26 protein-coding genes, 1 tRNA gene and 1 other RNA gene are annotated in these 25129 nt (G+C 69.5%); 24 read left to right on the top strand and 4 right to left on the bottom strand.

What is annotated here, in order from left to right; all coding sequences use genetic code 11:
• The first annotated feature begins 50 nt into the window (after positions 1-50).
• The 14 genes from BJ964_RS08765 (at position 51) to BJ964_RS08700 (ending at position 9282) form a co-directional block, all read left to right on the top strand.
• The gene (locus BJ964_RS08765; protein WP_188120213.1) at positions 51-203 is read left to right on the top strand and encodes a hypothetical protein; all 153 of its coding nucleotides are present in this window, start codon (positions 51-53) and stop codon (positions 201-203) included.
• On the top strand, positions 203-355 hold the full coding sequence (locus tag BJ964_RS08760) for a hypothetical protein (RefSeq protein WP_188120212.1): 153 nt from the start codon (positions 203-205) through the stop codon (positions 353-355). The genes BJ964_RS08765 and BJ964_RS08760 overlap by 1 nt, the downstream gene beginning before the upstream one ends.
• A gap of 91 nt (positions 356-446) precedes the next feature.
• Complete coding sequence (locus tag BJ964_RS08755) at positions 447-1139, top strand: NUDIX domain-containing protein (protein ID WP_188120211.1); 693 nt, start codon at positions 447-449, stop codon at positions 1137-1139.
• A 6-nt stretch (positions 1140-1145) separates the two neighbouring features.
• A complete protein-coding gene (locus BJ964_RS08750; RefSeq protein ID WP_188120210.1) occupies positions 1146-1310 on the top strand; it encodes a hypothetical protein in 165 nt (54 codons plus the stop codon).
• Positions 1311-1322: 12 nt separating this feature from the next.
• Positions 1323-1706: a hypothetical protein gene (locus BJ964_RS08745; RefSeq protein ID WP_188120209.1), complete on the top strand. Its 384-nt coding sequence runs from the start codon at positions 1323-1325 to the stop codon at positions 1704-1706.
• A complete protein-coding gene (locus BJ964_RS08740) occupies positions 1703-3859 on the top strand; it encodes a cell division protein FtsK (protein WP_229806972.1) in 2157 nt (718 codons plus the stop codon). Before BJ964_RS08745 ends, BJ964_RS08740 begins: the two co-directional genes overlap by 4 nt.
• Before the next feature lie 136 nt (positions 3860-3995).
• Positions 3996-4268 (top strand): hypothetical protein, encoded by a 273-nt coding sequence (locus BJ964_RS08735; RefSeq protein WP_188120207.1) that lies wholly within the window; start codon positions 3996-3998, stop codon positions 4266-4268.
• Positions 4265-4606 (top strand): hypothetical protein, encoded by a 342-nt coding sequence (locus BJ964_RS08730; protein WP_188120206.1) that lies wholly within the window; start codon positions 4265-4267, stop codon positions 4604-4606. Before BJ964_RS08735 ends, BJ964_RS08730 begins: the two co-directional genes overlap by 4 nt.
• Positions 4603-4797 (top strand): hypothetical protein, encoded by a 195-nt coding sequence (locus BJ964_RS08725; protein WP_188120205.1) that lies wholly within the window; start codon positions 4603-4605, stop codon positions 4795-4797. Before BJ964_RS08730 ends, BJ964_RS08725 begins: the two co-directional genes overlap by 4 nt.
• A 3-nt stretch (positions 4798-4800) precedes the next feature.
• Positions 4801-5100: a hypothetical protein gene (locus tag BJ964_RS08720; protein WP_188120204.1), complete on the top strand. Its 300-nt coding sequence runs from the start codon at positions 4801-4803 to the stop codon at positions 5098-5100.
• A 170-nt stretch (positions 5101-5270) separates the two neighbouring features.
• Complete coding sequence (locus BJ964_RS08715) at positions 5271-6152, top strand: bifunctional DNA primase/polymerase (protein ID WP_188126859.1); 882 nt, start codon at positions 5271-5273, stop codon at positions 6150-6152.
• 31 nt (positions 6153-6183) lie between these two features.
• Entirely contained in the window at positions 6184-7410 is a 1227-nt protein-coding gene (locus BJ964_RS08710) for a DUF3631 domain-containing protein (protein WP_188120203.1), read from the top strand.
• Between the two features lie 326 nt (positions 7411-7736).
• Positions 7737-7949 carry a helix-turn-helix domain-containing protein gene (locus BJ964_RS08705; RefSeq protein ID WP_188120202.1) on the top strand — a complete coding sequence of 71 codons (213 nt, stop codon included), beginning with the start codon at positions 7737-7739 and terminating at the stop codon, positions 7947-7949.
• A gap of 13 nt (positions 7950-7962) precedes the next feature.
• Positions 7963-9282: a tyrosine-type recombinase/integrase gene (locus BJ964_RS08700; protein WP_188120201.1), complete on the top strand. Its 1320-nt coding sequence runs from the start codon at positions 7963-7965 to the stop codon at positions 9280-9282.
• Positions 9283-9356: 74 nt separating this feature from the next.
• On the opposite strand, the gene BJ964_RS08695 is transcribed toward BJ964_RS08700, so the two are convergent.
• Positions 9357-9441: transfer RNA gene (locus BJ964_RS08695), tRNA-Ser, on the bottom strand.
• Between the two features lie 83 nt (positions 9442-9524).
• On the opposite strand from BJ964_RS08695, the gene ffs reads away from it, so the two are divergent.
• The 10 genes from ffs to BJ964_RS08645 all read left to right on the top strand — a co-directional run bounded on the left by ffs (position 9525) and on the right by BJ964_RS08645 (position 20634).
• An RNA gene (gene ffs, locus BJ964_RS08690) (signal recognition particle sRNA small type) lies at positions 9525-9621 on the top strand.
• A gap of 83 nt (positions 9622-9704) precedes the next feature.
• On the top strand, positions 9705-12992 hold the full coding sequence (locus BJ964_RS08685; protein WP_188120200.1) for a DNA polymerase III subunit gamma and tau: 3288 nt from the start codon (positions 9705-9707) through the stop codon (positions 12990-12992).
• A gap of 86 nt (positions 12993-13078) precedes the next feature.
• A complete protein-coding gene (locus tag BJ964_RS08680; RefSeq protein ID WP_188120199.1) occupies positions 13079-13270 on the top strand; it encodes a hypothetical protein in 192 nt (63 codons plus the stop codon).
• A gap of 61 nt (positions 13271-13331) precedes the next feature.
• A complete protein-coding gene (locus BJ964_RS08675; protein WP_223150040.1) occupies positions 13332-13631 on the top strand; it encodes a YbaB/EbfC family nucleoid-associated protein in 300 nt (99 codons plus the stop codon).
• Positions 13632-13634: 3 nt separating this feature from the next.
• A complete protein-coding gene (recR, locus tag BJ964_RS08670; protein WP_188120197.1) occupies positions 13635-14228 on the top strand; it encodes a recombination mediator RecR in 594 nt (197 codons plus the stop codon).
• 392 nt (positions 14229-14620) lie between these two features.
• Positions 14621-15616, top strand: coding sequence for an ABC transporter permease (locus tag BJ964_RS08665; protein ID WP_188120196.1), 996 nt, complete (start codon positions 14621-14623; stop codon positions 15614-15616).
• Between the two features lie 75 nt (positions 15617-15691).
• Positions 15692-17446, top strand: a complete 1755-nt coding sequence (locus BJ964_RS08660; RefSeq protein WP_188120195.1) for an ABC transporter substrate-binding protein — start codon at positions 15692-15694, stop codon at positions 17444-17446.
• A gap of 94 nt (positions 17447-17540) precedes the next feature.
• Entirely contained in the window at positions 17541-18554 is a 1014-nt protein-coding gene (locus tag BJ964_RS08655; RefSeq protein WP_188120194.1) for an ABC transporter permease, read from the top strand.
• Entirely contained in the window at positions 18554-19591 is a 1038-nt protein-coding gene (locus tag BJ964_RS08650; protein ID WP_188120193.1) for an ABC transporter ATP-binding protein, read from the top strand. The genes BJ964_RS08655 and BJ964_RS08650 overlap by 1 nt, the downstream gene beginning before the upstream one ends.
• Before the next feature lie 2 nt (positions 19592-19593).
• Positions 19594-20634 carry an ABC transporter ATP-binding protein gene (locus BJ964_RS08645; RefSeq protein WP_188120192.1) on the top strand — a complete coding sequence of 347 codons (1041 nt, stop codon included), beginning with the start codon at positions 19594-19596 and terminating at the stop codon, positions 20632-20634.
• A gap of 56 nt (positions 20635-20690) precedes the next feature.
• Here the strand turns inward: BJ964_RS08645 and BJ964_RS08640 are convergent, their stop codons facing one another.
• Genes BJ964_RS08640 through BJ964_RS08630 form a run of 3 tightly spaced genes read right to left on the bottom strand, consistent with a single transcriptional unit; the run spans position 20691 to position 25110 of the window.
• On the bottom strand, positions 20691-22094 hold the full coding sequence (locus BJ964_RS08640; RefSeq protein ID WP_188120191.1) for a calcium-binding protein: 1404 nt from the start codon (positions 22092-22094) through the stop codon (positions 20691-20693).
• A 30-nt stretch (positions 22095-22124) separates the two neighbouring features.
• On the bottom strand, positions 22125-23516 hold the full coding sequence (locus tag BJ964_RS08635; RefSeq protein ID WP_188120190.1) for a calcium-binding protein: 1392 nt from the start codon (positions 23514-23516) through the stop codon (positions 22125-22127).
• Positions 23517-23550: 34 nt separating this feature from the next.
• The gene (locus tag BJ964_RS08630; protein ID WP_229806974.1) at positions 23551-25110 is read right to left on the bottom strand and encodes a beta-N-acetylhexosaminidase; all 1560 of its coding nucleotides are present in this window, start codon (positions 25108-25110) and stop codon (positions 23551-23553) included.
• Positions 25111-25129 lie beyond the last annotated feature (19 nt).

Raw genomic sequence — 25129 nt, 5'->3', positions numbered from 1 at the left:
GCCGGTCGTGTGCGGTGGCCGCCAGATCGGCGACCGGGAAGGAAATCGTCATGACTAAGAAGGTCTCCGAGCAGGTAGCCGACGAGAAGTACCGCATGTTCAAGCGGGCCGGCTACAGCGAGGACCGCGCCCGGCGCGAGCAGGCCGCGACGCGGGAGTACTTCCGCCGGATGGCCGAGCAGCGCAGCAAGGACAAGCGCTGATGTCGGCTCGCGTCCCGAACACGATCACTGACCAGCAGTGGGACGACATCAGCCGTCGCGCCCACAAGGCCAACCGCGACGTGCTTTCCGACGACGCGACCCGCCGCCGCCTGATCTACGGCGAGCAGAAACGCAAGGCCGATCAGTCCTGACTTCGCCCGGCGGCACGGCCCTTGTGGCCTGGAAACCCGTGCCGTGCCGCCGGTCCTCACCCCCGTATCACCGACACGAGAGAGGACCCTCATGGTCCCGCAACACACGCACCGCACCTTCACCCACCCCGACGTGCTCGCCGCCGCTGCGGCCGGCGCGTCGTGGGCCGACCCCGAGACCGACCCGACCCGCATCGACTGGACGACCCGGCAGGCCGCCGCCGTCATCCCGTTCAACGTGATCGACGGGCGGCCGGTCAACCCGTGTGAGAGCACCGGCATCCGCTACGGCCGCAACGAGCTGGGCCATTGGGGCGAGCAGGTCTGCGCCGACGCCCTCGTGTCGGCCGTCGACTCCGCCGGACACCGCTGGATCGTCATGGTCGAGCGCTCCGACGGCCACGGATGGGCGCTCCCCGGCGGCTACGTCGACCCGGGTGAGGACCCCACCGACGCCGCCGTGCGGGAACTCCGGGAAGAGACCAGCCTTTCCGCCAACCCCAGCGACCCGTGGGTCACGACGCTGCCGGCCCGGTACGTGCCCGACCCGCGTGCCTCGGATGAGGCGTGGATGGTCACCGTGCTGGTCCGCATCGACTTCGGCCCCATCGAGCACCCGTGGCAGCTCCCCCAGCCCACCGCTGGCGACGACGCCGTGTGCGCGGCGTGGGTGCTGGCCGACAACTTCAAGGCCCTGACCACCTACCTGGACGACGAGTTCTACGCCGAGATCTTCCCGGCGCACCGGGCGATGCTCGCCGACGCGCTCGGCTCGGGGGAGTGATCGGCAGTGACCACCATCCCCGCGCGACCCGACACGGACGCCGTCGACCTCACCCCGGCCGAGCCGGAGGTGACGGACATGGACGACTTCCCGCTGATCGATGTCGGCGGATACCTCACGTGCGGCTGTCACGGCTCGCAGCGTGAGCACGCCTGCGGACCCCTCGACTGACCGGGAGGCGTCGTGACCCTCGTTCACCTCGACATCGACCCGGACGCCGTCCGGAACAACGCCGAGTACCTGATGTACGCGCTCGGCCGCACCGCTGAGGACGTGGCGACGGAACTCATGTGCGCCGGAGTCAAGGGCGAGCCCGAGAACCCGAACTGGTGCCCGATCGCCCGGTACCTGCTCGATCGGGACGCGCGGCTGACCGGCGTCGCGGTCGGCTCGGACGCGGTGCACCTCGAAACGCCGGGCGGCACGGTGTGCGCCACCGTGCCCGAACCGGTGAGCACGTTCATCGGCCTGTTCGACATCGGCGAATACCCCGGCCTGATCGGGTCTTGCCTGCCCAACCCCCTCGAATGCCCAGGCACCATGAACGGAACGGAGGACCGTCCGTGAGCGACAACCCGACTCCCGGCCCTGACGGGTTCGACTGGAGCGCCGCCGAATACGACCTGGCTGACCAGCCCGACGCCGCCGTGGTGGACCTGGACACGGCCCGAGCCCGGCGGGCGGCGGCCGAGCCCGGCGGCACCCACTTCGAGGTGGCCCTGGACGCCGAGCCGCAGCGCGGCGGCGACCCGGTCGACCCGCCGCCGGCCGCGACCGGCGGCCGGATCCCGATCGTGCCGGTCGGCTGGAACACCTGGCCCAACATCAAGCACAGCGCGAAGCAGGCCGCCGCGATCGGCGCGTACCGGCTCGGCTTCCACGCGCTGCGCTCGCCCTGGTACGCGCTGCTCGCCGCGTTCTGGTCGATCGTCGGCGCGTTCCGGCTGCTCGGCCGCCAGATCAAGTGGTGGTGGGTGTCGGAGCAGTACGGGCTGCGGCAGGCCGCCGCCGACGCCAACGACCCGGCGATGTGGCTCAAGCTGCACCGGGAGGTCAAGGCCACCCGGATGTGGCGCGGGATCGTGCTGCTGGCCGGTCTGCTCACGCTGCTGATCGGCGGACCGATCCTGTACGCGACCGCACCGACGTGGGCGCTGCTGGCGAGCGCCGCGGGCGTGGTGGCGTTCCTGGCCCACATCGGCCGCCCCGACGACCGGCCGATCATCACCCCGGCGACCGTCGCCGGACGGTTCCGCCGGATCAACCCGGACATCATCCTTCGGGCGTACTACGCCGCCGGGCTCGGCCACCCGGACCGGTCCCACCAACAGGTGGCGTTCGGTTCGACGATGGCCCGGGACCGGTCCGGGACCGGCTCTCAGGTGTCGATCGATCTGCCGTACGGCAAGACGTTCGACGACGCGGTCAAGGCGCGCGGCGCGATCGCGTCCGGCCTGGACGTGGCGATCTCTCAGGTGTTCATCACCCGCGACGCCACCTCGCACCGGCGGCACACGCTGTGGGTGGCCGACCGTGACCCGCTGTCGGTTGGTGTGGGGAGCACGCCGCTGCTGCGGTGCAAGCCCACCGACATCTGGCAGCCTGCCCCGTTCGGCCTGGACGAGCGCGGCAACAAGGTCGAGATCCTGCTGATGTGGATCTCGATCATGATCGCCGCTCAGCCCCGGCAGGGTAAGACGTGGGCCGCGCGGTTGCTCGGCCTGTACGCCGCGCTCGACCCGTACGTGAAGATCACAGTGTTCGACGGTGGCGGTAAGCCGGACTGGCGCAAGTTCGCGTTGATCGCCGACCGGTGCGCGTTCGGTCTGGCGATGACCCGCGACGGCGACCCGGCCGAGATCGTGTTGGAAGCGCTGCGGGAGATCAAGGCCGACGTTCAGGACCGTTACGAGCGGCTGTCCAAGCTGCCCGTGGACGTGTGCCCGGAAGGCAAGCTGACCCGAGAGATCGCCCGTGATCCGAAGTACAAGATGCCGGTCCGCATGGTGATCCTGGACGAGTTCCAGGAGTACTTCGATCTCGGGGACATCTCCAAGGAGATCGCCGCGCTGCTGGTGTATCTGGTCAAGGTCGCCCCGGCGGCCGGCGTCATCTTCGTCGACGCAACCCAGCGGCCCAGCGGAGTCGGCACCGGGCAGGTCGCTCAGCAGTTCATCAGCTTCCGCGACAACCACCAGGTGCGATTCAGCCTGCGCACCGGGTCGTGGCAGGTCAGTGACCTGGCACTCGGTTCCGGCGCGTACTCGGAAGGCTTCGACTCGTCCACGCTGCTGCCGTCCTACAAGGGCGTCGGCATCCTACGTGGTGCCACCGACGCGACGCCGACGGTGCGCACGTTCTTCGCCGACGGCGACGACGCCGAGAAGATCCTGATCGCCGCTCGTGGCCTGCGGGAACAGACGGGGACGCTGACCGGTATGGCCGCCGGGGAGGACGTGGCCCGGATCTCCCGCGACGTGCTCGCCGACGTGCGCTCGATGTTCGAGCGCGGCGAGAACGGCTTGCAGTGGGAGGACCTGGCCGAGCGGCTGGCCGGTCGTCTGCCGGAGCACTACGCCGACATCACCGCCGAATCGATCTCGGCTCAGGTCCGCGCGTTCGGTGTACGCAGCGTAGATGTCAAACGCGGCGGGCGGGCTCTCAAGGGAGCCAAGGTCGACGACATCGACGCCGCGATCGACCGCCGCAAGGCCGCCTGACCGGTCGCGGCGTCCCCGCGACCGGTCGCGTCAACGCGACTCGACCCGCGACCGGCCTGGTCAGCACAGACATTCACCGGTCGCGGGTCGCGCCGACACCCCTCCACGCTCGGAAAACGCCTCAGGAGGCATCACCGTGCCGTCCCTCGCCGCGACCGCAACCCAGGAAACCACCATGATCGGCGCGCTGATCCTCGCCGCCGCGATCGCCACTCTCTGTTACGCGTTCGGCTGCTGGATCTGGCCGTTCGGCAACTGCCGCAAGTGCCACGGCAGCGGCAAGCGCCGCTCACCGTTCGGTAAGTCGTTCGGCCTGTGCCGCCGCTGCGGCGGCGACGGCCGGCGACTGCGCATCGGCCGCCGCATCATCAACGGCCTGCGGGAGCTGCACGACAAGGGCACCCGATGAAGGCCCGCACCATGGCCCGTCTCCAGCGCACCGAGACACCACACACCGACTGGTGCGCCCGCGATCACCGCTGCGGCCTGGACGCCCACCGCTCGCCGGAGATCATCGCCGACGCGCTCGGCGGTCGAGCCGTCACGACCCGCGTGCGGGCCGGTGACCGCGACTACGCCGAGATCACCATCCGCGTGCGGCTCGACCACCGTGACCCCATCGCCGCCCGGCAGGTCGGCCTCACCCTGCACCTGATCAATCGGCTGATCCGGGCAGTCAACGCCGTCCGGCCCGAAGCTCTCGCCGGCCGTATCCGGCCTGCCCTCGATCGAAGGAGCGCAGCATGACCGTCTACCAGCCCGAAGACGAGCACTGTCACGGCGAGTGCACGAATACCTATGACGCCGAGACGTTTGAGCTGATCGACGAGGGCGAGGAGTGCGCGCACTGCGACTGCTGCTGCCCCTGCCTCGCCTGCGAGTACGGCCCGCGTGACGGCATGCTGCTGCACCCCGAGCAGCCCAACCCGGCCGGGTAGATCATGGCTGTCCCGCGCGGTCCGAGTGGACGCCCGGACCAGCCCAGCTTCCGCAACGACGCGCCGCTAAGCGGACTGGAGATCTGGCTCAACGGCACGCACGACGAGTTGGACGCCGCGCTGACCGCCCTCGACAGCGCCGGGCGGCTGGTCTGGCGCTCCGAGCGCCGGCGGCTGCACGGCGCGGGTGACGCCGGTCGTCACAGCGTCTACGTCCGGCTCGCGGTCGCCGAATCCGTACGGCCGGAACCGCGCCGTCGACCGGCCCCGGCGGGTGACCTCTTCGATCTGGAAATCGCCTGATGAGCCCGGCCACCATATGCGGCCACTGGATCGGTGGCGAGCGCCGCTACTGCCTCGCCACCGACCATGTCCGCCCCTACCTGCCCGGACCGCGTTGTCCCGCGCACACCCCGGCCGCGCTGGTCGGCCGCGCGGACGCGCCGTCTGTGATCAACCGTTGGGAGTCGACCATGCCCGACTATGTCCCGACGCTGCCCGCCGCGCTGGTGCTGGCCGCTGAGGGCTACCCCGTCTTTCTGCTCGGCCGGTCCAAGCGGCCGGTCGCCAACTGTGCTGTCTGCCCGAAAGCCGAGATCGACCCCGGTCACGATCCGGAGTCGTGCGGTCACCTGACCTGTCACGGCTTCTACGCCGCCACCCGCGACCCGGCCCGAATCGCCGCCATGCACCAGCGGGTACCTGGCGGGCTGCTGGCGATCCGGACCGGCCGGATCTGCGACCTGTGCGTGATTGACATCGACCCGCGCAACGGCGGCACGATCGACCGCGACCTGATGCCGCCCACCCGCGCCGTGCGGACCGGGTCCGGCGGGTGGCACCTGTACTACCGCCACCCCGGCGGCATCCTGACCGCCAAGCTCCGTGATCACCCCGGCGTCGACATCAAGGCTGACGGCGGGTACGTCGTCGCGCCGCCGTCGATCCACCCGGCCACCGGTCAGCCGTACCGGCGGATCGGGGACCGGGCGGTGATCGAGATGCCCGGCGCGCTGGTCGAGCTGTCCCGGCCGGTCGAGACGCCCACCGTGTCGCCCGTCGGCACGGTGACCCCGCTAGGCCGGGGGGTGGGCATCTCGGACCCTGCCGCGCTGCTCGCCGCCAACCTGCAAGCGGTCGCCGCCGCCCCCGAGGGCACCCGCCGCAACACCCTCTACGGCGCGACGCGCGGCGTGGCTCGCATGGTCGCCGCCGGAGCGATCACCGCCGACGACGCGTACGCCGCCCTCTACCAGGCCGGACGGGCGGCCGGACAGACCGACCGCGACACCCGCGCTGCCATCGTGGGCGGCTTCCGAGCCGAAGGCGTCGCGCTGCTGAGGGCGGCGGCATGACCGGCGACCCGCTCAACGAGAGGAACCCATCATGACCAAACCCCACCGGGTGATCGAGGGACCGGCGATCCTCGACCGCCTGCACGCCGTACTCACGAAGTACGTCGTCCTTCCCTCGCCGGAAGCGCTCGACGCTGTCGTGTTGTGGATCGCCGCCACCCACGCGCAACAGGCATGGGCGCACGCGCCCCGGCTGGTAATCCGCGCCCCGGAGAAACGATGCGGGAAGTCCCGGCTGCTCGACGTGGTCGAGGGGACCTGTTGCAACCCGCTGATCACCGTCAACGCGTCCACGGCGGCGGTGTACCGGTCGATCGGCTCGGACGACCCGCCGACGCTGCTGGTCGATGAGGCAGACACGATCTTCGGCGGCAAGGCGGCCGAGACCAACGAGGAGTTGCGTGGCCTGCTCAACGCCGGTCACCAGCGCAATCGGCCCACGATCCGGTGGGACAACGCCCGTAACCGGGTCGAGAAGATCGGCACGTTCGCCATGGCCGCGCTCGCCGGCATCGGCCAGATGCCCGACACCATCGAGGACCGGGCCGTCGTGGTCCGGATGCGGCGCCGCGCGCCGGGCGAGACAGTCTCGCCGTACCGGCACCGCCGCGACGGCCCCGCGCTGCGGCAACTCGCCAACGACCTCAACGAGTGGCTACGCGGCAGCCTCGACGTGCTCGAACGCGCCGAGCCGACCATGCCGCTGGAAGACCGGGCGGCCGACACGTGGGAACCGCTAATCGCCGTCGCCGACCTGGCCGGCGGGGACTGGCCCGATCGGGGTCGGCACGCGGCCGAGTCGCTGACCGCCGAGCGCGACAGCAACACCGTCACGTCCGACCGCATCCGGCTCTTGACCGACTGCCGCGCCGCGTTCGGTGACGCTGAGGCGATCCCGACCGGCGTGCTGCTCGACCGGCTCAAGGCCGACCCGGAAGCGCCGTGGTCGGAGTACGGCGGGACCGGCCTCACCCCGATGCGGCTCGGGACGCTGCTTCGGGAGTACGACATCCGGCCCGACACGATCCGCTTCCCTCAGCCGGTCGGGCAGGCCAAGGGCTACCGCCGCGCCGTGTTCGGCGACGCCTGGCAGCGCTACTGCCCCGAGCCGGAGGGAGAGCCGTACCAGCCGTACCAGCCGTACCCGCCCAGCTCAGAGGCGGTACGGCTCGACAACGTGGTACGGCTCCAGCCGTACCAGGCCACCCTCGACGAGATGCCCCCGCCCCCGTCGGCCGACGCCACTGGTACGGCTTGAGCCGTACCGCCCCGACAAGCCGTACCGCCCCTGACCTGCACTGGTACGGCTGGTACGGCTGGTACGGCTTGACCGCCCCCAACCGGCCGCCCGGTCGATCCGGTCACCGAAACGACCCTCTGAGAGCCGCACCCGCACCTACGCCTATGGCCTAACCCTCGGACGCCCGAGATCTTGGCTCTACGGCGCTCTCAGGGGGCCGCTGTGCGGCCTTCCGTGCCACCCCCTACGCAACCCATGGCGGAAGGCCCATCGCGTCCGATCGGCCGGCCACAACGCCGTGGGCACCCTGCACGCACCCCTCAGCGCACCCACGGGGAGACGCCATGCAGTACACGGACGCCATTCCACTCGTCTTGACCATCGAACAAGCGGCGAAGCGGCTCGGCATCGGCCGCACGCTCACCTATGCGCTCGTTTCCAGCGGCGAAATCGAGTCCGTTCAGATCGGCCGACTCCGCCGCATCCCCGCTGAATGCCTTACCGAGTACATCAACCGCCTGCGTCAGCAGAACACCCAACTACCGGCCGCCGCCTGAAAGGAGAAACAGAATGGCGAAACGCGGATCTGACGATGGAGAGGCGAAGCGTCGGCCCAACGGCGAATCGTCGATTTATCAGGGCGCCGATGGGAAATGGCACGGGCGAGTAACCATGGGCGTCAAGGACGACGGCACGCCGGACCGTCGGCACGTTGAACGGAAGACGGAAACCGAAGTGATCCGGGCCGTCCGTGCGCTGGAGCGGCAACGCGACTCCGGCAAGGTGCGGAAGGCCGGATCGTTCTGGACCGTTGCCAAATGGCTCATGTTCTGGATCGAGAACATCGCCTGTCCGCCGAACGTCAAGCCGAACACGGCGGACGGCTACCGGGTCGCCGTCAAGGTGCACCTGATCCCCGGTATCGGAGCGCATCGACTGGAGAAACTCACGCCCGAGCACATCGAAAAGTTGATGCGGAAGATGCAGGATGGCGGTAGTGCTGCCGGAACCGCTCACCAGGCATTCCGTACCCTGCGGACGGCCTTGAATGAGGCGGAGCGCCGGGGGCATCTCACCAAAAACCCGGTACTTCTCGCCAAGTCGCCGCGCTTGAGCGAAAAGGAGGTCGAGCCCTATTCCGTAGAGGAGGTGCAACGGATTCTTGCGCAAGCCGCGCAGCGACCACGGAATGGCACTCGATGGGCAATCGCGCTTGCCCTCGGGCTACGTCAAGGTGAAGTGCTCGGACTGCGATGGGAAAACATCGACCTGGAAAAGAAGTCGCTCCGCGTCCGAAAGAATCGCCTGCGACCGAAATACGCCCACGGTTGCACCGATCCGTGCGGCAAGAAATCGGGATATTGCCCGCGCCGCAAGCAAATCAACAAAGATACCGACGACACGAAATCGCGCGCTGGTCGCCGCGTGATGGGAATTCCAGACGAAGTGGTGACGCTACTTCGAGCACACAAGGATACGCAAGACAAAGAGAGGCGCACAGCCGCCCAACTCTGGGAGGATGGCGGCTGGGTATTCACTACGCCGATCGGCCGCGCGCTCAACCCGAATACCGACTACCACGAATGGAAGAAGCTACTCAAGGACGCGTGCGTTCGGGATGCCCGACTCCATGACGCCCGCCACACCGCCGCCACTGTCCTGATGCTGCTGGGCATCCAGGAACGCGCCGTGATGGACGTGATGGGTTGGGCTACGACCGGCATGGCTGCTCGCTACCAGCACGTGAGCGACCCGGTTCGCGCAAACATCGCCGACCGGGTGGGCGGCCTGATCTGGCAGCCAGTCAAGGCGGCGGAGGCGCCGGCCGCCGAGCCTGTCGCGGGGGTCAGCCGGTCGCAACTGAGACGGAAACTGAGACGGCGCGGGTAGAGGGATGTACCGCAGAGACGAAGCAGGGGCGAGACCTTTCGGTCCCGCCCCTGCTCACGGTACTTTTCCTCAGGCGGAGGATACGAGATTCGAACTCGTGAGGGTGTTAACCCAACACGCTTTCCAAGCGTGCGCCCTAGGCCTCTAGGCGAATCCTCCGTGCGCCAGAATACAGACGTCCTCCGGTCCGTACGCGCGGGGAGGGGGTCTGGGTGGCGCACGGTGCACCGGGTAGGCTTGCGATCAGCCCCTCGTGCGGCGTGTATCTCGTGAACCTCCCCAGGGCCGGAAGGCAGCAAGGATAAGCGGGCTCTGACGGGTGCACGGGGGGTCCTTTCGTTTCCGGTCCTCTTCCGGGGCACGCCGTTTGTTCTTGTCAGACCCTCGACGGAGAATGACGCGGTCTTCAGGAGGTGGCAGGAGTGGCTCTCGCCCTCTATCGCAAGTACCGTCCGCGCACCTTCGCCGAGGTCATCGGCCAGGAGCACGTCACGGAGCCGCTGTCGCAGGCGTTGCGCAGCGGGCGGCTCAACCACGCCTATCTCTTCTCCGGCCCACGGGGTTGCGGCAAGACCTCCAGCGCCCGCATCCTGGCCCGCTCGCTCAACTGTGAGCAGGGTCCCACCCCCGAGCCGTGCGGCGTCTGCACCTCCTGCCGGTCGCTGGCCAACGACGGCGGCGGATCGATCGATGTCATCGAGATCGACGCGGCCAGCCACGGTGGTGTCGACGACGCCCGGGAGCTCCGGGAGAAGGCGTTCTTCGCGCCCGCCAACAGCCGCTTCAAGATCTACGTGATCGACGAGGCGCACATGGTCTCGTCGGCCGGGTTCAACGCGCTGCTCAAGCTCGTCGAAGAGCCCCCGGAGTATGTGAAGTTCATCTTCGCCACCACCGAGCCGGAAAAGGTCCTCGGCACCATCCGCTCGCGGACCCACCACTACCCGTTCCGGCTCATCCCGCCCGCGGTGCTCCGGCCGTACCTTCAACAGCTCACCGACGCCGAGGGCGTCACCGTCGAGCCGTCGGTGTTCCCGCTGGTCGTGCGGGCCGGCGGCGGCAGCGCCCGGGACAGCCTGTCGATCCTCGACCAGTTGATCGCCGGCTCCGGCCCGGAGGGCGTCACCTATCACCGGGCCGTCGCCCTCCTCGGCGTCACCGACGCCACCCTGATCGACGAGATGTGCGACGCGCTGGCCACCGGCGACGGCGCCGCCGCCTACGCCACCATCGACCGGGTCGCCGAGGCCGGCCACGAGCCCCGGCGGTTCGCCTCCGACCTGCTCGAACGCCTCCGTGACCTGATCATCCTCCAGCAGGTTCCGGACGCGGTCGCCAAGGGCCTGATCGACGGCCCGGCCGACCAGCTCGAGGCGATGGCCGGGCAGGCCGACCGGCTGGGTGCGGCCACCCTCTCCCGCTGCGCCGACATCCTGCACAGCGGCCTGGTCGACATGCGCGGCACGACCGCGCCCCGGCTCCTGCTGGAGCTGCTCACGGCGCGCATGCTGCTGCCGGGGGCGGAGGCGTCGTCGTCGGCCCTGCTGCAGCGCCTGGAGCGGCTCGAGCGGGGCGTCACCCTCGCGCCGTCCGCTTCCATCGCCGCCTCGGGCCCGGCTTCCGCTCCGATCGGCGCCGCCGGGCCGTCCGCTTCCGATGGGGTAGGCGGTGGGCACCCGCCCGCCGACGACGCGCCCCGGGGCGCCGCGGCCGGTGGCGGCGCGAAGGCGGCCGCGATGGCCGCTGCCAGGGCAGCCTCGTCCCGGACGGGCCCGGCTGTGGCCCGCCCGGTCTCCCCGGCGGCCCCCGCTGCGCAAGCCGTTCCCGCTCAGCCCGTCACGGTTCCCGGTCAGGCGGCCGGCGGTCACGCGGACTCTGCTCAAGGGTCAGCGGCCGCTCCGTCCTCGTCGTCGCCCGAAGTCCAGCAGGCCGATGTGCCCGGCTCGGAGCCGGACTGGAACGGTGTCGCGGACGGGCGACCGCACCCCGCGGCCGCCGGTCCGGTCGAGGACGAATACGGCGAAGAACCCCCGTGGGACGACGAGCCGCCCGCGCCCCAGGTCTCCGGCTTCGACCGCGTGCGGGCCGTCTGGGAACAGCTCGGGCAGAACAACCAGCGTGTCAGCGCCGCACAGTCGCACGGCGTGGCACTGGCCGGCGTCGACGGCCACGAGGTGGTCATCACGGCGCCTACCGCGGGCCTGGTCGCCCGGATGCGGAACCTGAACGATCTGCTGGCCGACGAGTTCGCCAACGCTCTCGGCGGTCGCTGGCAGGTCCGCTGCGAGGTCGGCGACCCACCCGGTTCCGGTCCGGCTCGCGGCACGGCCGGTAACAACCGGTCCGGCGGCGCCAACCGCGCCTACACGGCGGCTCCGGAGCGCAACTCGGGCCCGGAACGCAACACCGGCCGGTCCGAGCCCCGTCCGTCCCGACCGGCGCAGCGTGGCCCGTCCGCCGACGCTGACGACGACCGACCGGCGGCCCGCCCTCAGACTCCTGGCGACCCGGACGGCCGATCTCCCGCACCCGCCGGCCGCCCGTCTGCACCTGCCGACCGCCCTTCTGCACCCGCCGGCCGCCCTTCTGCGGGCCCGTCCGGCGGCGACGACTGGCCGGAGCCGGTCCGCCCGCCTGCTCCGGCTCCGGTCGCCTCGGATCCTGGCGATGGAGGTTGGCCGGAGCCCGCGCGCCCGCCCGCTTCGGTGGATCGTTCCGGGGAATCGCGTGCGGGTGATTCGGTGCGCGCCGGGTCTGCGGCGGGCGATGATTCCTGGCCTGAGCCGGTCCGGCCGGGCGCCGGCCGTTCCGGCTCGCCGGCCTCTGCGAGCGCGTCATCCGAGTGGCCGGAACCCGCGCGGCCAGGAAATCCGGCGGCAAGTGGATCCGGGCCCGGGTCCGGGACGCCGGCGGGCGCCGCTGCCGCGACGGGGCGTTCCGCGGGGCCGGCAGGCCTTTCCGCCGAGTCGGGTGCCTCCCCTGGGTCTGGTGGGCATCCTTCGGCGTCTGCGGGGGACGCTGGGCACCCTGCGGCAGTTGCCGGGCTCTCCGGGACGTCCGGCGGGTACACCGCGGCGTCTACCGCGCCCTCTGGACTGCCTGGCGGGTCCTCTGGACTGGCTGGCGGGTCGTCTGGGACACCTGGCGGGTCCTCTGGTGCGCCGGCCGGGATCGCCGGGGCGCGGGCCGCGGCGGGAGCCGGGCCTTCCGAGACGGGGGCAGCGGCGCGGCAGGTGGGAGGTGCGGTCGGGGGCGGCTCGGCGTTCGGCGGGGCGGCGGTCTCGGCGACCCCCGCGGCGTCCGCACGTTCGGCGACTCCGGCGGCTTCCGCACGTTCGGCGAGTCCTGGGGCGCCCGCGCGGTCGGCTGCCATGGAGGCGGCGCGCGCGGCCGCGCGTACCGGGAAAGATGCCTCTGGTGGTGGCCCCGCGGCCGCGCGGGCGGTTCTGGCCGGCGCTCGTGGCGCGGGGCCGGCGCGGCCCGCGGCCGGTGGATCGGCCTGGTCCGACGGGTCGCCGACGGAGGAGGCGCCCTACGACCCGGAGTACGACGGCCCGCCACCGTCGGGCGCGGGCTTCGCCGGGTTCGATCCCGGCGATGAGCCGCTCGACGACGTGATCGACGAGAAGACGGCCCGGCAGAGCGGCGAGGAGCAGGCGATGCAGCTGCTCCGCGCGGCCTTCGGCGCGGAGAAGATCGGCGAACTCTGAGTCGCCGCCGGCCCGAGGTGTCCGGCGGCTTCGTCCCGGGTCTGAAGGGCCGGTGGTCCGGGGTGTCCGGCGGCTTCGTCCCGGGCATGAAGGGCCGGTGGTCCGGGGTGTCCGGCGGCTTCGTCCCGGGCATGAAGGGCCGGTGGTCCGGGGTGTCCGGCGGCTTCGTCCCGGGCATGAAGGGCCGGTGGTCCGGGGTGTCCGGCGGCATCGTCCCGGGCATGAAGAGGGTGGCGGTTACGCTGACGGCGGTAACGTCGACCGCCGTGCGGTATTGACGGTTGACTACGGAATCACTAATTGAGGAGCGGTGCCATGCGCCCCGGTGCACAGCCGAACATGCAGCAGATCATGAAGCAGGCGCAGAAGATGCAGGAGCAGGTCGCGCAGGCGCAGGCCGAGCTGGCGGCGGCGGAGCTGACCGGCACCGCGGGCGGCGGTCTGGTCACCGTGGTGGTCACCGGTCTCGGTGAGTTCAAGTCGGTGAAGATCGATGCGAAGGTCGTGGACCCGGAGGACGTGGAGACGCTGGAGGACCTGGTGCTCGCGGCGATCCACAACGCGGCTGAGGCGCAGCGCGAGCTGGCCGAGTCGAAGATGGGCCCGGCCACCGGCGGCTTCTCCCTGCCGGGGTTCTGATCCGTGTACGAAGGCGCCATCCAGGATCTGATCGATGAACTGGGCCGACTGCCGGGCGTGGGCCCGAAGTCGGCGCAGCGCATCGCGTTCTATGTCCTCTCCGCGGATCCGGCCGATGTGAACCGGCTGGCCACCGCGCTGCGCAAGGTGAAGGAGCTGGTCCGCTTCTGCACCACCTGCTTCAACGTGGCCGAGTCGGAGCAGTGCCGCGTCTGCCGGGACACCCGCCGTACCAATGAGGTGCTGTGTGTGGTGGAGGAGCCGAAGGACATCGTGGCGATCGAGCGGACCGGTGAGTTCCGGGGCCGCTATCACGTGCTCGGTGGGGCGATCAATCCGCTCGAGGGGGTCGGGCCGGACAATCTGCGCATCCGCGAACTGCTTCTCCGCCTCGGGACGGGGGAGGTGCGGGAGCTGATTCTGGCCACCGATCCGAATACGGAGGGTGAAGCGACAGCGACCTATCTGGCTTTGTTGGTGAAGCCGATGGGGATCGCGGTGACCCGTTTGGCGAGCGGCCTGCCGGTCGGCGGGGATCTGGAGTACGCCGATGAGATCACTCTCGGTCGTGCATTTGAAGGGCGACGCGCGATCTGAATTAACCACTTGTAACGGCGGAGTAACGCGATGTCCAGGTATCACCTGGATTGACGCCTTCCAGGGGTACTTTCCGTTTGTTCGGGATCTAGGTCACAGCAATATCACGGTGGAGACACGGAACCGTCCGTGTGCGGTCGGTGAACTTGACCCGAGGTACCGCGCTAGGTGAATGTTCCTCTCGATGGCGGCAACACCCGCCGTCGAGTGCCTTCGTGGCGTCGGTCTGATCTGGGTCGGTGCGACGGGGGTCGGCACTCGAGGCATGCGTTAACCGATCGGTTGCCGTTCGCTGCGTGGGCCATCGTCATCGGTCAGGGCCCCGTGTGCCCGTGCCCGGTGGCTGTGGACTCCTGCCGTTCGGTCGGCCGGGAGAGGACCGGACACTTCACATGGTCGTTGGACCCGGCACGGTCTCGGACCAGCTTCCGGTGGTTCCGGACCCCGCTGAGGGGGCCGTTCCCGGTAAGGCCGTCGAAGGGCGCTCACTCGGGCGCATCGCGTGGAACCGCCTCAAGCGGGACCGCGTCGCGATGGCCGGTGGATCGGTCGTCATCTTCCTGATCCTGGTGGCCGTCCTGGCGCCGTGGATCGTGGACGCCTTCGGCCACCCGCCGAACCAATTCCACCAGAACTTGATCGATACCAGCACCCTCGTCCCGAAGGGTGGCACCGGCATCAGCGGTGAGCACCTGTTCGGCGTGGAGCCGCAGAACGGCCGGGACATCTTCAGCCGGGTCGTCTACGGCGCGCGGATCTCGCTGCTGATCGCCTTCCTGGCGACGCTGCTGTCGGTGGCCATCGGCGCCACCATGGGTGTGGTGGCCGGCTACTTCGGTGGCTGGGTGGACTCGCTGATCAGCCGCGCGATGGACGTGTTCCTGGCGTTCCCGCTGCTGGTCTTCTCGATCGCGCTGGCCGGTGTCATCCCGGACGAGGCGTTCGGGCTCTCCGGCGACTCGCTGCGGATCTCCCTGCTGATCTTCATCATCGGGTTCTTCAGCTGGCCGTACATCGGCCGGATCGTCCGCGGTCAGACGCTGTCGCTGCGGGAGCGGGAGTTCATCGACGCGGCCCGGAGCCTCGGCGCCCGCGGCCCGTACGTGATCTTCAAGGAGATGCTGCCGAACCTGGTGGCGCCCATCCTGATCTACGCGACGCTGCTGATCCCGACGAACATCCTCTTCGAGGCCGCGCTCTCGTTCCTCGGTGTCGGTATCCGTCCGCCCACGGCGAGCTGGGGTGGCATGCTCTCGCAGGCCGCCACATTCTACACGGTCTGGCACTTCATGTTCTTCCCGGGTATGGCGATCTTCATCACCGTGCTCGCCTTCAACCTCTTCGGCGACGGCCTGCGTGACGCGCTCGATCCCAAGGGGCGGCGCTGACATGGCGCCGATCGCATTCCCACCAGCCGTGCGGTTCGGACCCGAACCGTTCCACCAGGGAGGTTGCTACAAGTGATGCGGAAATCCAGAGCGCTGGTGGCCGGTGCGGCCGCGCTTGCGCTTACCTTCTCCGCCGCCGCGTGCGGTGGGAATGATGACAAGGGCTCGGACAGCTCCGGCGGCGCCAAGCCGGAGTTCAACGCGGCTCTGACCCAGGTCTTCAACCCGTCGGAGAAGAAGGGCGGCACCATCCGCCTGGCGAACTCCGGCGACTGGGACACCCTCGACCCGGGCGAGACCTACTACGGCTACTCGTGGAACTTCCTCCGCCTGTACGGCCGTGGCCTGCTCATGTTCAAGCCGGTTCCGGGCGCCGAGGGCAACTCGGTCACCCCCGACCTGGCCGAGGGCCTGGGCACGCCGAGCGACGGCGGCAAGACCTGGACGTACAAGATCCGTAAGGGCATCAAGTTCGAGGACGGCACCGAGGTCACGTCGAAGGACGTGAAGTACGCGGTGCTGCGCTCCATCGACAAGGAGACGTTCCCGAACGGTCCGGCGTACTTCGAGGGCTTCCTCAACCTGCCGGAGGGCTACAAGGGCCCGTACAAGTCCAAGGGCGTCAACACCGACTCGGCGATCACCACGCCGGACGACCAGACGATCGTCTTCCACCTGAAGCAGGCGTTCGGTGGTTTCGACTACTTCGCCGCGCTGCCGCAGACGGTTCCGGTTCCGGAGGCCAAGGACACCGGCGCCAAGTACAAGGAGCACGTGGTCTCCACGGGCCCGTACAAGTTCGAGACCAACGAGCTCGGCAAGAGCTTCAAGCTGGTCCGTAACGACAAGTGGGACGCGGCGACCGACCCGAACCGCAAGGCGCTCCCGGACGCGTACGACGTTCAGCTGAACGTCAACGCGGACGACATCGACAACCGGCTGCTCTCCGGCGACCTGGACGTCGACGTGGTGGGCACCGGCGTGCAGCCGGCGACCCTCGGCCGCGTGGTCGGCGACCCGACCCTGAAGGCGAGCACCGACAACCCGACGCTGGCCCGGCTCTGGTACACCTCGATCAACCCGACGGTGGCCCCGCTGGACAACGTCGACTGCCGTAAGGCCGTCGAGTACGCCGCGGACAAGGTCGGCTACCAGACCGCGTACGGCGGCCCGCTCGCCGGCGGCGACATCACCGGGACGATCCTGCCCCCGATGATCCCGGGTTACGAGAAGTTCGACCTGTACCCGTCGGCCGACGGCACCGGTGACGTGGAGAAGGCCAAGGAGCACCTGAAGGCGTGTGGCCAGCCGAACGGCTTCGAGACCAACATCGCGTACCGGGCCGAGCGCCCGAAGGAGAAGGCGACCGCCGAGGCGCTGCAGCAGTCGCTCGCCCGGGTCGGCATCAAGCTCACGCTGAAGCCGTTCCCGCAGGGTGACTACTTCTCCCAGTACGCCGGCAACCCGCCGTACGTGAAGAACAACAAGCTCGGCCTGAACCTGAACGGCTGGGGCGCGGACTGGAACGACGGCTTCGGCTTCCTGTCGCAGATCGTGGACAGCCGGGTCATCCGGGAGACCGGTGGCTCGTCCAACACCAGCGTCCGGATCCCCGAGGTCGACGGCCTCCTGGACAAGGCCTCCTCGGAGACCGACGCCGCGAAGCGTGACGCCTACTGGGCCCAGATCGACAAGCGCGTCATGGAAGAGGCTGTCATTCTTCCCGGCGTCACCGCGAAGAGCCTGCTCATCCGCCCGAAGACGCTCACCAACGTCTTCGTCAGCGACGCGTACAACATGTACGACTACCTGTCGCTGGGTGTCGCGTAACCCGTTCCCGACTCGCACTACACCTCGATAGGTAGGTGAAGGCAGCAGGCGGCCGGCCCGGAGACCCCGGGCCGGCCGTCCTCAGCCGGACTCTGTGATCACATACATCATCAGGCGTCTCTTCGCGGCAGTCGTGCTGCTCTTCATCATCAGCGCCGCCACTTTCGGGATCTTCTATCTGATCCCGCGCCTCGTCGGGGCGACTCCGGAAACGCTGGCGACCCGCTACGTGGGCCGCGCCGCGACACCGGAGACGGTTCACCTGATCGCCGAGAAGCTGGGCTTCTACGACCCGCTCTGGCTGCAGTACGCGCACTGGGTGAAGGCCATCTTCGTCGGTGCCGACTACGACCTGGGCGCGACGGTCGAGCACTGCCCGGCCCCGTGTTTCGGCTACTCGTTCATCACGAAGCAGCCGGTCTGGCCCGAGTTGATCGACCGCCTCCCGGTGACCCTGTCACTGGCCGTCGGCGCCGCGATCCTCTGGCTGCTCCTCGGCCTCTCCATCGGCACGCTGTCGGCGCTGCGCCGGGGCTCCTTCCTGGACCGGGCCGCGATGACCTTCTCGCTGGCCGGCGTCTCGCTGCCGATCTTCTTCACCGGCATGGTGTCGCTGCTGGTGTTCAGCTACACGCTGGACTGGACGGCGCCGGGTGGTAGCTACACGCCGTTCACCGAGAGCCCCAGCGAATGGGCGTACGCCCTGCTGTTGCCGTGGCTGGTGCTCGCGTTGCAGTTCTCCGCCCAGTACGCCCGGCTCACCCGTGCCGGCATGCTGGAGACGATGGGTGAGGACTACATCCGCACCGCGCGGGCCAAGGGCCTGCGGGAGCGGGACGTCAACGTCAAGCACGGCCTGCGCGCCGCGCTCACCCCGATCCTGACCATTTTCGGTCTCGACTTCGGTCTGCTCCTGGGCGGCGCCGTGCTCACCGAGCAGGTGTTCTCGCTGCCGGGCCTGGGCAAGTACGCGGTCGACGCGATCACCAACAACGACCTGCCGAAGGTACTCGGCGTGACCCTGATGGCCGCGTTCTTCGTGGTCGTCGCGAACCTGATCGTGGACCTGCTCTATGCGGTCGTCGACCCGAGAGTGAGGCTGGGCTGATGCCGGACGGGCAGGCTTTCCTCGAGGTCAAGGACCTCAAGATTCACTTCCCCACCGACGACGGCGTGGTCCGCAGCGTCGACGGGCTGAACTTCAAGCTGGAGCGCGGCAAGACCCTCGGTATCGTGGGCGAGTCGGGCTCCGGCAAGTCGGTGACCAGCCTGGGCATCCTGGGGATCTACAACCACCGGAACTCGAAGATCTCCGGTGAGATCTGGCTGGACGGCAAGGAGATCGTTTCCGCCGCCCAGGACGAGGTGCGCAAGCTCCGCGGCAACAAGATGGCGATGATCTTCCAGGACCCGCTGTCCGCGATGCACCCGTACTACACGGTCGGTCACCAGATCGTGGAGGCGTACCGGGTCCACCACAACGTCTCCAAGAAGGTGGCCCGCAAGCAGGCGGTCGACATGCTGGGCCGGGTCGGCATCCCGCAGCCGGACCGCCGGGTGGACGACTACCCGCACCAGTTCTCCGGTGGTATGCGGCAGCGCGCCATGATCGCGATGGCGCTGGTCAACGACCCGCACCTGCTGATCGCCGACGAGCCCACCACGGCCCTGGACGTGACCGTCCAGGCGCAGATCATGGACCTGATGCACGATCTCCAGGCGGAGTTCAACTCGGCCCTCATCGTGATCACCCACGATCTCGGCGTGGTGGCCGAGCTCGCCGACGACGTGCTGGTCATGTACGGCGGCCGCTGCATCGAGTACGCCTCCGCCACCACCATCTTCGAGCAGCCGGAGCACCCGTACACCTGGGGTCTTCTCGGCTCGATGCCGCGGATGGACCGTCCGGTCCAGGAGCGGCTGGTGCCGATCGCCGGCTCCCCGCCCTCGCTGATCAACCTGCCGAAGGGCTGCGCCTTCAGCCCGCGCTGCGTGTACGAGGAGCGGACCGGCGGCCTGGGCACCACCGTGGTGCCGGAGCTCACCCGGGCCGGCGGCACCAACCACCTGGTCCGTTGCCACCTCCCCACCGAGGAGCGGCAGCGACTCTGGGTGGAAGAAGTGAAACCGAAGCTGGAGGCCTAGTCATGACCCAGGAACCACTGCTGGCGGTCAAAGGGCTGGAGAAGCACTTCCCGATCGTCAAGGGCCTGATGCGCCGCCAGGTCGGCGCCGTCCGCGCGGTCGACGGCATCGACTTCGAGGTCTTCAAGGGCGAGACGCTGGGTCTGGTCGGCGAGTCCGGATGCGGCAAGTCGACCACCGGCCGGCTGCTCACCCGGCTCCTCGAGCCGACCGGCGGGTCGGTCAAGTTCGAGGGCAAGGACATCACCCACCTGGGTCAGGGCAAGCTGCGCCCGTTCCGGCGCGACATGCAGATGATCTTCCAGGACCCGTTCTCGTCGCTGAACCCGCGGCACACCGTGGGCACGATCGTCGGGGCGCCGTTCCGGATCCAGAACGTCAAGACCGAGCACGGCATCAAGCGGGCCGTGCAGGACCTGCTCAAGCTGGTCGGCCTGAACCCGGAGCACTACAACCGGTACCCGCACGAGTTCTCCGGCGGGCAGCGGCAGCGCATCGGCATCGCCCGTACGCTCGCCCTGCGCCCGAAGATGATCGTCGCCGACGAGCCGGTCTCGGCCCTCGACGTGTCGATCCAGGCCCAGGTCGTGAACCTGCTCGAGGACCTCCAGAGCGAGTTCGACCTGACGTACGTCTTCATCGCGCACGACCTGTCGGTGGTCAAGCACATCTCCGACCGGGTCGCCGTCATGTACCTCGGCAAGATCGTCGAGATCGCCGACCGGGACGAGCTGTACAGCCGGGCGCGTCACCCGTACACCGTGGCCCTGATGTCCGCGGTCCCGGTGCCGGACCCCAACCGCCGTGATCGCGCGCAGCGCGAGCGCGTGCTGCTCACCGGCGACGTGCCGAGCCCGATCAACCCGCCGTCCGGCTGCCGGTTCCGCACCCGCTGCTGGAAGGCGCAGGACATCTGCGCGACCGAGGAGCCGCCGCTGATCGAGCGGCTCGACGACCCGTCCGGCCACCTGACCGCCTGTCACTTCCCGGTGACCGACGACGAGGTGGTGGCGGGCCGCCGCCCGGTGGTCGGCAAAGCCTGAGAGGTACGAAGAAGGCCGCTCCCGATCCGGGAGCGGCCTTCTTCGTGCATGTGCAATCAGAGCTCGCCGTACTCCTTGAGCCCTGGAACGCTGAACGGCTGCGAGTATTCGCAGTTCACCAGGGTGCCGGCGACGCAGTTGTCACCGGTCGCGGTGGCGTTGTCGCCGCCGTCGAGGAGATCGGCGCTACCGTCCGCGACATCCCCGCCGGACAGGGCGTCGTCGCCGGCCTCGCCGTAGACCTTGTCGAGACCGGCGCCGCCGACCGTGACGTCGTTGCCGCCGGCGCCGCGGATCGTGTCGTCACCCTCGAGGCCCGCGATCAGGTTGCCGCCGCCGTTGCCGGTAAGCACGTCGTTGTAGGCGGAGCCGAAGATCTGCTCCACGTCCGCGCCGACGGTGTCACGCTCGCCGGCCCCGCCGTCATCGGCGACACCGTCGAGGTCGACGGTGACCGGTCCGGAGTGGTGGGTGTAGTTCACCGTGTCCGAGCCGGAGCCGCCCAGCATGAGGTCGGCGCCCGCGCCGGTGTCGAACCGGTCGTCTCCCGTGCCGCCGTAGAACTTGTCGTTGCCGCCGTAGGTGTCGCGGAACCAGTCGTCGCCGCCCCCGCCGACCAGGATGTCGTTGCCGTTCTGGCCTTGCAGCAGGTTGGGGCCGTTGTCGCCGGTCAGCCGGTCGTCGCCCCACCCGCCGGTGAAATCCTCGATGCCCGTGAGGGTGTCGCCCTCGCCCTTGCGGCCGTCGTCGCGCCTACTGGCGTCCGAGTCGGCGGTGACCGCCTTCCGGCGGTGGAAGTAGGAGACCTCGTCGACACCGGCACCGCCGTTGACCAGGTCCGCGTCGGCCGACTTGGTGTCCCTACCCTGCGCGTGGACGTCGTTGCCGGCGCCGCCGTACTCGCGGTCGTTGCCCTTGCCGCCTTCGATGAAGTCGTTCCCGGTGCTTCCGTAGATCACGTCGTTGCCGTCGTCGCCACTCAGCCGGTCGTCACCGCCCAGGCCGTAGAGCCGGTCCGCGCCGGCGTTGCCGTAGAGCTCGTCCCCAGCCGCGCCGCCGGTCAGCCGGTCGTTGCCGCTGCCGCCCCACGCGTGCAACCGCAGGCCGGACTTGTTGACGACACTGTCGTTGCCGGAGCCGAGCCCGACCCGGACCTTGGCGATCGGCTTCGGGTCGGTGCAACGGACCCTGGTCTTGTCGCCCTTGACCGCGCTACAGCCCTTGCCGGCCTTCACGGTCACACGGTCGTTGATGGTGATCACGCCGCTGTTGCCGCTGACCACGACCGCGTTGGTCTTGCCCGAGCCGGCGGTGTAGACCACCTTGGGCCCGTCGGAGTCGAATTCGAGATAGGCCACGCCGGTGGAGGCCGCCTGCGCCGGGCCGGCGAACGCTCCGGCCGCGGCGGTGGTGCTGAGGAGCGCCACTCCGGCTCTGGTCAGCCAGGTGCGACGAGACATGTGCATGGTCCTTCCCCGTACGAAATGTTGCTAGCTCTCGCAGTTGATCGCGGTGTCCTCGGCCACGCCGTAGAAGCACGCGTCACCGGAGACGTGCGTGCCGCCGTCGAGGGTGTCCCGGTCGCCGTCGCCGTACGGCGTATCGGTGTTGGCGATGAGCTGGTCGTCGCCCGCGCCGCCCTGGATCGTGTCGACACCCCCCCATCCGCCGCTGATGACGTTGTTCGCGGCGTTGCCGATCAGGATGTCCGAGCCGCGGCCGCCGGTCAGGTTCTCGACGTCGGCGCCGACCGAGTCGTGCTCGCCCTTGCGGCCGTCGTCGCCGGACTGGCCGTCCAGGTCGACGGCGATCGGCTGGGTGCTGTAGTTGTAGTAGTCGGCCTCGTCCACGCCGGGGCCGCCGATCAGCACGTCGCTGTAGGGCTTCTCGGTGGCGTACCCCACCTCGCCGTCGCCCCGAAGTTGATCATTGCCGGCGCCGCCGTTCAGCAGGTCGTTCCCGGTGCCGCCTCGGAGCCAGTCGTCGCCGCCCCGCCCGTAGATGCGGTCGTTGCCGCCGTTACCCATCAGCCAGTTCTTGCCGGCGGTCCCGATGAGGGTGTCGTTGCCGGAGCCGCCCTTGAGGTTCTCGACGTCGGTGGCGATGGTGTCGTTGCCGCCCTTGATGCCGTCGTCGCCCTTGACCCCGTCGGCGTCCGCGGTGACCGCCTTTGTCGTGCGGGAGTAGTCGATCGTGTCGTTGTCGCCGGCGCCGCCGCTGAAGTAGTCGGCCTCGGTACGGCCGCTCGCGAGCAGCGTGTCGGTGTCGGCCGAGCCGTAGAGGCGGTCCTTGCCGGGGCCCTCCAGCAGCGTGTCGTTGCCGGCGCCGCCGTTGGAGCGGTCGTTGCCGCTGCCGTCGTACAGCCGGTCGTCGCCGTCACCGCCGTTGAGGCGGTCGTTGCCGCTCTCGCCGTACAGGTAATCGTCTCGGTCCGCGCCGGAGATGGTGTCGTTGCCCGAGCCGCCGTACAGGTGATCCTGTCCGGAGCCACCGGTGATCGAGTCGTTGCCGGAGGAGCCGTACGCGTACAGGGCGACGCCGGTCCGATTCTCCAGGGTGTCGTTCCTGTCGCCCAGGTAGAAGTTCGCGTTCTGCATGACGTGGCAGGTCACCTTGGTCTTGTCGCCCTTGATCGCCACGCACTCGTTGCCCGCCTTGATCTCGTACTTGTCGTCGATGATCACCCAGTCCTTGCCCTCGGGGGCCATGGTCACCACCACCCGGTTGGCGAGGCCGCTGCCGGCCTTGAAATAGATGTTGGAGGCGTCCACCCGGGCCACGCTGGTGGAGGAAGCCTGGGCGGGACCGGCGCCCATCGCGATCGTGGCGGTGGTGCCGAGCAGGGCCACGCCGGCTCTGGCCGCCCACATGAGTCGAGACATGTTTCTCCCCCGTACCGAGAAATTCATCGATTGCTCAGGACCAGTTGATCTGCGGTGAGCGGTGGAATCCCACCCCGTCGCGGATCCAGCGTGGACCGTAGGCGCCCAACCTGGCACGAAAGGATGACCAGTCGTGTGCCGAGCGCGGTGACCAGCCCAGTTCGGCGATCGCCACGAGACGCGGGAAGGCAAGGAAATCGATGTCGGTGGAATCCCGGAGGGTCTCGGACCAGAGCGGGGCCTCCACCCCGAGAACCGCGCTTTCCGGTACGTCGGACAGCAGGCGGGCCGGATCCCAGTCGTACGCGGTCCGCACCTCGATGTACCCGGCCCACGCCAGCCCGCCCGGCGTGAGCATGTCGTACTTCATGTCGAGATAGGAGCGGTTCGCCGGGGAGAGGACGACCCGGGCGCCGGCGGCCACGGCGGTCGCCACCGAGGGGCTGCTCCGCTCCCGGCCCCAGAACTGGATCACCGCGCCGGCCGCGGACGGGGACTGGGCGATCTCGTGCCAGCCGTACGGGATCTTCCCGTATTTCCGGACCAGCGGCAGCACCCGTTTCTGAAAGGTCAGGTAGCTGCCGTGCGGCGTCGACATCGCCTCGTCGCCACCGATGTGCAGGTACGGCCCGGGTGTCATCTCGGCCAGCTCACGGATGACGTCCTCGGCGAACCGGTAGGTGACGTCGGCGGAGACGCAGAGGGAGCTGTACCCGACCCGCATGTCGGTCCGCGGTCGCGGCGCCACCCCGTCGCAGGTGAGCTCGGGGTAGGCGACCTGTGCGGCGTTCACGTGGCCCGGCATGTCGATCTCGGGGACGATCGTGACGAACCGGTCGGCGGCGTACCGGACCAGCTGCCGGTAGTCGTCCTTGGTGAGGAAACCGCCGCCGTCGCCGCCCACGCCGGTCCCGGGCGCCCCGCCCACCTCGGTGAGCCTCGGCCAGCTGTCGATCCGGATGCGCCAGCCCTGGTCGTCGCTCAGGTGCAGGTGCAGGTGATTGATCTTGAAGCGGCCGAGCTGGTCGATGTAGCGGCGGATCTCGGCCGGCTCGTGGAAGTGGCGGGCCAGGTCGAGCATGGCGCCGCGGTACGCGTACCTCGGCCGGTCCATGATCGTGCCGCCGGGAAGAACCCAGCGGCGCCGCTGCGGTGACGTCGACTCGATCTCCGGCGGCAGCAGCTGGCGCAGGGTCTGCACCCCGGCGAACAGCCCGGCCGGCCCGGTCGCCCGCAATGCGACGCCGGCCGGACCGATGTCGAGGCGGTAACCCTCGTCCGGATGGCCCGGTTCCAGCACCAGGGCGATCGCCCGCGCCCCGCCGTCCGCCACCACCGGCAGCGGGAAGCCGGTGCCCGGCCGGAGAGCCTCCGCGAGCTGCCCGGCCACCGGCAGCGCGGCGCCGGACGCGGTGATCACGGTGCCGGAGGTGAGCCGGAAGCCGTCGCCGGGGGCCGGGTTCGCCTCGGCGACCGCGGGAAGCACGTCGGTCAGGGCGATCGCCGGGCGCTCCGGCGACCGGCTCGCCGAGGCGGTGGCGGTGACCAGGGGCAGAGCCGTCACGAGGGCGACGGCCAGACGGGTGAGACGCACCCGCCCGACCGTACCCATC

The sequence above is a fragment of the Actinoplanes lobatus genome (assembly GCF_014205215.1).
Taxonomy (GTDB): Bacteria; Actinomycetota; Actinomycetes; order Mycobacteriales; family Micromonosporaceae; genus Actinoplanes; species Actinoplanes lobatus.
This window is presented reverse-complemented; position numbering and strand designations above follow the sequence as displayed.